9 protein-coding genes are annotated in these 7311 nt (G+C 65.8%); 7 read left to right on the forward strand and 2 right to left on the reverse strand.

Going from position 1 to position 7311, the window contains the following annotated elements; all coding sequences use genetic code 11:
• Positions 1-389: 389 nt before the first annotated feature.
• Genes ABIC35_RS02515 through ABIC35_RS02545 form a run of 7 tightly spaced genes read left to right on the forward strand, consistent with a single transcriptional unit; the run spans position 390 to position 5935 of the window.
• Positions 390-863, forward strand: a complete 474-nt coding sequence (locus tag ABIC35_RS02515; RefSeq protein WP_183049452.1) for a c-type cytochrome — start codon at positions 390-392, stop codon at positions 861-863.
• Positions 860-1819, forward strand: coding sequence for a cytochrome c oxidase subunit II (gene coxB, locus ABIC35_RS02520; protein ID WP_121078841.1), 960 nt, complete (start codon positions 860-862; stop codon positions 1817-1819). Before ABIC35_RS02515 ends, coxB begins: the two co-directional genes overlap by 4 nt.
• Positions 1816-3714: a cbb3-type cytochrome c oxidase subunit I gene (locus ABIC35_RS02525; protein ID WP_121078842.1), complete on the forward strand. Its 1899-nt coding sequence runs from the start codon at positions 1816-1818 to the stop codon at positions 3712-3714. The genes coxB and ABIC35_RS02525 overlap by 4 nt, the downstream gene beginning before the upstream one ends.
• Entirely contained in the window at positions 3711-4328 is a 618-nt protein-coding gene (locus ABIC35_RS02530; protein WP_121078843.1) for a cytochrome c oxidase subunit 3, read from the forward strand. Before ABIC35_RS02525 ends, ABIC35_RS02530 begins: the two co-directional genes overlap by 4 nt.
• Positions 4325-4651, forward strand: coding sequence for a hypothetical protein (locus ABIC35_RS02535; protein WP_121078844.1), 327 nt, complete (start codon positions 4325-4327; stop codon positions 4649-4651). The genes ABIC35_RS02530 and ABIC35_RS02535 overlap by 4 nt, the downstream gene beginning before the upstream one ends.
• Positions 4639-5535 carry a cytochrome c oxidase assembly protein gene (locus ABIC35_RS02540; protein ID WP_121078845.1) on the forward strand — a complete coding sequence of 299 codons (897 nt, stop codon included), beginning with the start codon at positions 4639-4641 and terminating at the stop codon, positions 5533-5535. The genes ABIC35_RS02535 and ABIC35_RS02540 overlap by 13 nt, the downstream gene beginning before the upstream one ends.
• Positions 5525-5935, forward strand: a complete 411-nt coding sequence (locus ABIC35_RS02545; RefSeq protein WP_354278214.1) for a c-type cytochrome — start codon at positions 5525-5527, stop codon at positions 5933-5935. Before ABIC35_RS02540 ends, ABIC35_RS02545 begins: the two co-directional genes overlap by 11 nt.
• A 199-nt stretch (positions 5936-6134) precedes the next feature.
• Here the strand turns inward: ABIC35_RS02545 and ABIC35_RS02550 are convergent, their stop codons facing one another.
• Positions 6135-6656: a hypothetical protein gene (locus tag ABIC35_RS02550; RefSeq protein ID WP_121078846.1), complete on the reverse strand. Its 522-nt coding sequence runs from the start codon at positions 6654-6656 to the stop codon at positions 6135-6137.
• Positions 6657-6867: 211 nt separating this feature from the next.
• The gene (locus tag ABIC35_RS02555) at positions 6868-7311 is read right to left on the reverse strand and encodes a hypothetical protein (protein ID WP_147425934.1); all 444 of its coding nucleotides are present in this window, start codon (positions 7309-7311) and stop codon (positions 6868-6870) included.

Raw genomic sequence — 7311 nt, forward strand, 5'->3', positions numbered from 1 at the left:
CGCGCGCATGCGGATCGTCCCTGCCGCTGTCGCACCGGACGCAAGATCTGGACGCCGCCCGGGCTTGCTCACCCAAGGTGGAGGTGCGCTGCACAATGTCATCGCTAAGCAGCTGAACGAATCCTATCGGACCCGGTGAGCGGGCAATGCTCAAGATATAGCAGCATCGCACCGCCAACTACCTCGTCGGCGGCTTCCGTCGTACCAAGGGGCGCGACCAAGCTGCTGCGCTGGCGACCAGACAAGGCGCCGGCACCATGCCGGATGGAGCAACTGGTCCATGAGGTTCGCCCAGCCGAGCTGTCGACGATCTCGCGCGCCCGCGCCTGACGCCCGACAAAACTAATATGTGTAATTGAAGGCGCTTGTCGGGCGCGCAACAAAACCGCGTGAACTCTCTCCGTCGCGCATTCCTTGCCGGTATGATCGCCTTGCCCGTTGCGAGTTGCAGCGCGGAGAGCCGTACCGCAGGCCCGGACCTGCCCCAGACCGCGCCCAACGGTGCGCAGGATCCGCGCGCGGCAGCCTATGAGCGCAACCTCTATCAGGTCGCGCAGGGTGGGCGCTATTTCACCTGGTATGGCTGCGGGAGCTGCCATGGGGGCAACGCGCGCGGCGCGCTGAACCTTAGCGACCGCCCATGGTTGCACGGCGGCGATCTCGATCAGGTCTATGGCTTCATCGCCGATCGGCACCCGGGCGCGCAGCCCGGCTATGCCGCCCGCATCCCGACCGAGCAGCTCTGGCAGATTACCGCCTATGTGCGGAACCTGCCGCGACTGACACCGGAGAGGCGGCGTCGCCAGGATCTCGACCAGGTCGGCGAGCCGCAGGGAAGCAACTGGTCGGGTCCGGTGCGTTGAACGGGCTGCAATCGGCACTGGCACCGGCGGGCGAACAGGCGGCAGGCATCCATGGCCTGTTCTGGTTGATGATGCTCGTCTGCGGCGCGATGTACCTGCTGGTGCTTGGTGGCGTCGCCTGGGCGCTGTGGCGTGCGGTGCGCCGGCGCCGCACGGCGGGCGAGCCGGCGATAAACCCGCCCGATGTGGGGCTCAATCGCGGCCTGCTCGGCTGGGCGGGGCTGATCGTGGTCGGGCTCACCGTGGTGATCACCGCGAGCTTCCTCGTCGAGCGCAACATCGCCGCGGCGCGTGCCCGCGATGCGCTGGAAGTGCGGGTGACCGGCCATCAATGGTGGTGGCGCATCCAGTATCGCGATCCGCGCACCGGCGGCTGGATCGAGACCGCGAACGAGCTCCATTTGCCGCTCGGCCGCACGACGCGCGTTGCGCTGGGATCGGCGGACGTGATCCACAGCTTCTGGGTGCCGAACATCGCGCAGAAGCTCGACGTGATCCCTGGCCGCATCAACCTGCTCGACCTCACCCCCACCCGCCCCGGCTGGTTCCGCGGCCAATGCGCCGAGTTCTGCGGCATCCAGCACGCGCACATGGCGTTCGACGTGAAGGTCGACCCGCCCGAGTCTTTCGATCGCTGGCTGGCAGGTCAGGCAAACGCGGCTGCCAAACCCGCCGATCCTGTCGCTGCGCACGGGCAGCGGGTGGTGACCGGCGGCCAGTGCGCGATGTGCCATGCCATCCGCGGCACCCCCGCCACGGGACGCGCCGGGCCGGACCTCACCCATTTCGGCAGCCGGCGCTCGGTGGCCGCGGGCACGCTGACGATGAGCCGCGGCGCAATCCAGGGCTGGATCGCCCAGCCCCAAGCGCTGAAGCCCGGCACGATGATGCCGCCGGTCGCACTTTCCGGCGCCGATGCCGATGCCGCGTCACGGTACCTGATGGGATTGCAATGACCGAGCCGCTCACCCCCGAACAGGCCGATCGGCTCGCCGTCTCCTGGCGGGACGCACCCGGGCTGTGGGGTTTCCTCACCACCGTCGATCACAAGCGGATCGCGGCGCGCTACATCCTCACCGTCGTGCTGCTGATGTTCCTCGCGGGCATGCTCGCGCTCGACATGCGGCTGCAGCTCGCCTGGCCGGACATGGGCCGAATGACGCCGCAGCTCTATAACGAGAGCTTCTCGCTGCACGGCTCGACGATGCTGTTCCTCGTCTCGGTTCCGGTGATGGAGGCGATGGCGATCTGGCTGGTGCCGCTGATGCTGGGCCAGCGCGCGCTTGCCTTCCCGCGGCTCGCCGCGTTCAGCTATTGGCTCTACCTCGGCGGTGTACTCATGCTGTGGGTGCCGCACGCCTTCGGCATCACGCCGGATCTTGGCTGGTTTGAATATCCGCCCCTCTCCGGCCCCGGCTATGGCCCCGGCCACCGCGTCGACATCTGGGCGCAGATGATCACCTTCACCGAGGTTGCGGCGCTCGCCGCCTCGGTGAACGTCGTCGCCACCGTCCTCAAGATGCGGCCGCCGGGCATGACACTGGCGCGCATCCCGGTGTTCGTCTGGTCGCAGGCGATCGCCGGGCTGATGACGATCTTTTCGCTGCCGGCGGTGATGCTCGTCACCAGCATGCTGATTGCGGATCGGCTCGTCTCGACGCAATTCTTCGCGCCCTCCGCGGGTGGCGACGTGATCCTTTTCCAGCACCTGTTCTGGTGGTTCGGGCACCCGGAGGTCTACATCATCTTCCTTCCCGCAGCGGGCTTCGTCTCGATGATCGTCGAGACCTTCTCGCGGCGCACACTGTTCGGCCATGTCGCGGTGGTGCTGTCGATGCTCGGTATCGCCGCGCTCGCCTTCGGGCTGTGGGTCCACCACATGTTCGCGGTCGGCCTGCCGCGGCTGGGCAACGACTTCTACACCGCCGCGAGCATGGCCGTGGCACTGCCCGCCGGCCTCCAGATCTTCTGCTGGATCGCGACCTTGTGGAGCGGCCGCCCGCGCTTCGACACGCCGCTGCTCTGGGTGCTGGGCTTCATCGCCACCTTCGTGATCGGCGGACTTTCGGGCGTGATGGCCGCCTCGGCCCCGCTCGACCAGCAGATCACCGACACCTATTTCATCGTCGCCCACTTCCATTACGTGCTGATCGGCGGCGCGATCTTCCCGCTGCTCGGCGCCTTCTGCTACTGGTATCCCAAGGCGACCGGGCGGCTGATGTCCGAGCGGCTGGGCAAGCTTGCCTTCTGGCTGATCGTCGGCGGGTTCAACCTCGGCTTCTTCCCGATGCACCTGCTCGGGCTCATGGGCATGCCGCGTCGGGTCTACACCTATAGCGAGGGCATGGGCTGGGGGCCGCTCAACCTCGTCGCGACGCTGGGCTCGGCGATCGCGGTGGCGGGCGGGCTGGTGTTCGTCGCCAATGCCTGGTGGAGCCGGCGGCATGGCGCCCCCGCCGGGCCGGATCCTTGGGGTGGGTCGACGCTCGAATGGGCGGTCCCCTCCCCGCCCCCGCAGCACAATTTCGATCATCTCCCCGTGGTCGACAGCCTCACCCCGCTCTGGACGCAGAAGGACGCGTTGCAGGTGATGACCGGCCTCGCCATCGAACGCCGCGAAGTGCTGGTCACCTCGGTGATCGAGGCGACGCCCGAATATCGGCAGAAGAGCCCCAAGCCGTCGATCGCGCCGTTGCTGTCGGCGCTGGCGGTGACGATCCTGTTCATCGGCAGCATCTTCACGCCCTGGGCGCTGGTGTGGGGGGCAGTGCCCGTCGCGGTCGCGCTGGTCGTATGGTTCTGGCCACAGCGCGAACGGGCGCGCACCGGGCCGCTGCGGGTGCGCCGATGAGCGACGCCCGCCCCTGCAAGGTCGTCGGCGACGTCTCCGACCTGCCCGAGAGCGCCAGCGGGGCCAAGCACCTCGTCTGGTGGGGCAATATCGGCTTCATGGCGATCGAAGGCACCGCCTTCGCGCTGGCGGCCGGCACGTACCTGTACCTGATGAGCCAGACGCAGGGCTGGCCGCCAGCCGGCACCCGCCCGCCCGATCTGTTCTGGCCGGCGGTGCTCACACTTGGCCTGTTCCTCAGCGAGATTCCCAATCTTTGGGTGCGCCGCCGGGCGATCGCCAAGGACGAACGGGGCGTTCGGTTCGGCACCCTGGGCATGACGATCCTCGGTCTGCTCCTGCTGATCCCGCGCGGCATCGAGTTCGCGCATCTCAACGTCCACTGGAGCGACAATGCCTATGGATCGCTGACATGGATGCTGATCATCCTCCACACCAGCCACCTGATCACCGACATCGGCGACACGGCGGTGCAGGCAGTGTGGCTGTTCACCCATGAGGTGGGCGACGACCAGTTCGCCGATGTGGAGGACAACGCCAATTACTGGACCTTCGTGGTGCTCAGCTGGCTGCCCGTCGGCGCGCTGATCTACCTCGCGCCGAGGTTGGGATGAGCCGCTGGGATCGCATCCGACCCTGGGCGGCGCTGCTCCTGCCGCCGCTGGCCTGGTATGTCTTCCAGCTTGGCCTGGGCAGCGTGCTGAAGGTCCGGTGTGCGCCCGTCGGCAACGGGCTCGGACTGGGGTGGGGCCTGGGCAGCCTGGCCATCTGCGCCGCGGCGATGGCGATCGCCTGGCCCTGCGCCAAGCCCGCCGGCGACCAGACGCCGCCGCGCGCCTGGCTTTCGCGCGTTGCGCTGCTGCTGGCCGCGATTTTCGCGCTGGCGATCGCCTTCCAGACGCTTGCCGTGCTGATCGTGCCGCCATGCGTCGGCTGAGCCTCGCCGCCCTCTTGCTCCTGCTCCCGGGCGTGGCGCTCGCCCATGCTGGACACGATCACGCCGCACCGACGGGCTGGACCTGGGATCCGGCGATTACCTTGCCGCTCTTGATCGCAGCAGTCGCATTCGGTCGCGGATGGCGCCGCCTCCACGCCCGCTCGACCGGCGGACGCGCGCGCCTGGAGCGGCGCGGCACCTGGTTCACGATCGGCTGGCTGGTGCTCGCGGGCGCGCTCGTCTCGCCCTTGCACGAAGCGGGCGAGCGGAGCTTCACCGCGCACATGATCGAACATGAGCTGATCATGCTGATGGCCGCCCCGCTACTGGTGCTGGCCGAGCCGCTCGCGACGATGCTCTGGGCCTTCCCTTCCGCCGCCCGACGCGCGCTCGGCGCACCGGGCACGGCGATTGCGCCCGCCTATCGCTGGGCAAGCGGCGCCGTAGTCGCGACGCTGCTGCAGGCGGCGGTGCTGTGGATCTGGCACATGCCGAGCCTGTTTGATCTCGCGCTCGCCAACGAAGCGTGGCACGCCGTCCAGCACCTCTGCTTCCTGGTGAGCGCTCTCCTCTTCTGGACCGCCATGCTCGGGCGACGGGGCGCAGGAGCCGGTGCTGCTGCCGATCGCGCGCTTGCCGGGCTGTGCCTGCTCGCCACCTCGATCGTCACCGGGGCGCTCGGCGCGCTGATGGCCTTCGCCACCTCGCCCTGGTACGCCGGCTATGCCCGACTGGCGCTTGCCCCTTTCGGCCTCAGCCCGGCCGAGGACCAGCAGGTCGCGGGGCTGATCATGTGGGTGCCGGGCGGACTCGTCCATCTCGGCGCGGCGCTGCTCCTCTTCCGCACCCTTATCGCCCCATCGAGGACCACCGATGCCCGCTGAGCTGCGCTTCGTCTATGGGATGACGGCACTCGCCACGCTGGCCGGCGTGTTGTCGGTCGCGGGAATCTATTACCAGGACAGCGCCCAGGCGCGCACCCATGCCGAGGCGATGACCGGCGGCAGCGTGCCAGCAGGCAAGGCCGCGATCGGACGCTACAACTGCGGCGCCTGCCACCGCATTCCCGGCATCGGCGCCGCGACCGGTGTAGCCGGTCCAGCGTTGAACGGTGTTGCGACCCGCAGCTTCATCGCTGGCATGTTGCCGAACAACCCCGCCAATCTCCAACAATGGATCCAGCAGCCCCAGCACGTAATGCCAGGCAACGCCATGCCCGACCAGGGCGTTCAGCCGCGCGACGCCCGCGACATCGCCGCCTATCTGTACACGCTGCGGCGCTAGGGTCGAGCGCTTGTAGACAGGCCTCACTCCCACTCTAACGTCAATGACCAACAAATCCGGCTATGTTTGAGTGCATTAATCTCTCGACCGGTAAACGGTGCCATGAAAAGTACCATGCCGAGAGTTTTCAGCAATTCGGCACCGTCTGCGCCGACGGATCACGGCATAGTGGCCATGCGCCCCGGTGCCCGGCAAGGCGCTAGACGAACGCCGGGCGGGCGACGTCGGGCATGTCGTCATAGGCGCGCAGGATGCACTGGCGCGGATCGGCTTCACGCCCAAGCTGATGATGGACGATCTTGAGCCAGGTGGCCGCACGAATGTACTGCCCGCTGCCGAGCCACCGCGCCTGGAGATGGGCGCGCAGCATCTTGCGCCCCGCCGCGACCAGCGCGTCCTCGTCGAAGGACTGGATGGCGGTATAGTGCCGGCACAGCGCATAGCCGAAGTCGCGCGGCTTGCGCGTGCCGCCAAGCTTCACCGGCCCGGACGTGCCGGTCCATCGCTCGTACATCTCGATGCCGGCCATGTAGATGTCGTTCTCGGGCCCGAACTCGACCTTGGCATGCGGCCCCGCCCCGAGCGCGAACGCGAGATCGTCGTCCAGCCCTTCGCGGACGATCTCGTTGGTCGGCCAGGGGCGCTCGGGGAAGCGCCACCGCGCTTCTTCGAAGCAGCGGGCCAGATCCCATTCGTAGCTGCTGTCGTTCCCGGAGAGCATCCAGCTGCCGATGGCCTTCGCCCAATGCAGCGTCGTGCTGGGCGTATTGGGGTCGGGAGCGGAGCGATGTTCATGAGAGCACCTGGCAGGAAACTCGCCACCATTGAGGTTACATGCTAGATGAACAATAGGTACTTTCAACTTTCACCGGTGCCAGCCATACTTAAATGCCGCCCGTCACGCGCTCATTGGAGAAAAGTGAGAGATCAAGCTACCATTCCATTTGCGAGATTGCATTCTCGTACTGGATTTGCGCATTGTACCTTTCATTCAAATTAAAATTTTCTAAAGCTTTTATAAATTCATCAGGAGGCAAATAACTGTGATCAGATATGTAGTGAAATATCATTGACGGAGAAGCATAAAATCCACCATCTCCATCTGGAATCCACAACTCTGTTGAGCCTATTTTTAATTTTGACCTTGCAAAATCGTCATCGCCACAAATATTACAAGGATGCACGCTTCTTATTTTATTGACATGAATATCAACTTCATTGGAGCCAATCATCATTTTTTCTAACTTTGACAACAAAGAGCGATCAACTTCTCCGACTCTGAATGGATGCTCCTCATCCAACCACCCGACAGTTCGCACTCCAGGAACAGCTATCTTAGTATAGTATTTGTATCCAGAAAGATCCTCAAAAAACAT

Source organism: Sphingomonas trueperi (genome assembly GCF_040545965.1).
Taxonomy (GTDB): Bacteria; Pseudomonadota; Alphaproteobacteria; order Sphingomonadales; family Sphingomonadaceae; genus Sphingomonas; species Sphingomonas trueperi_C.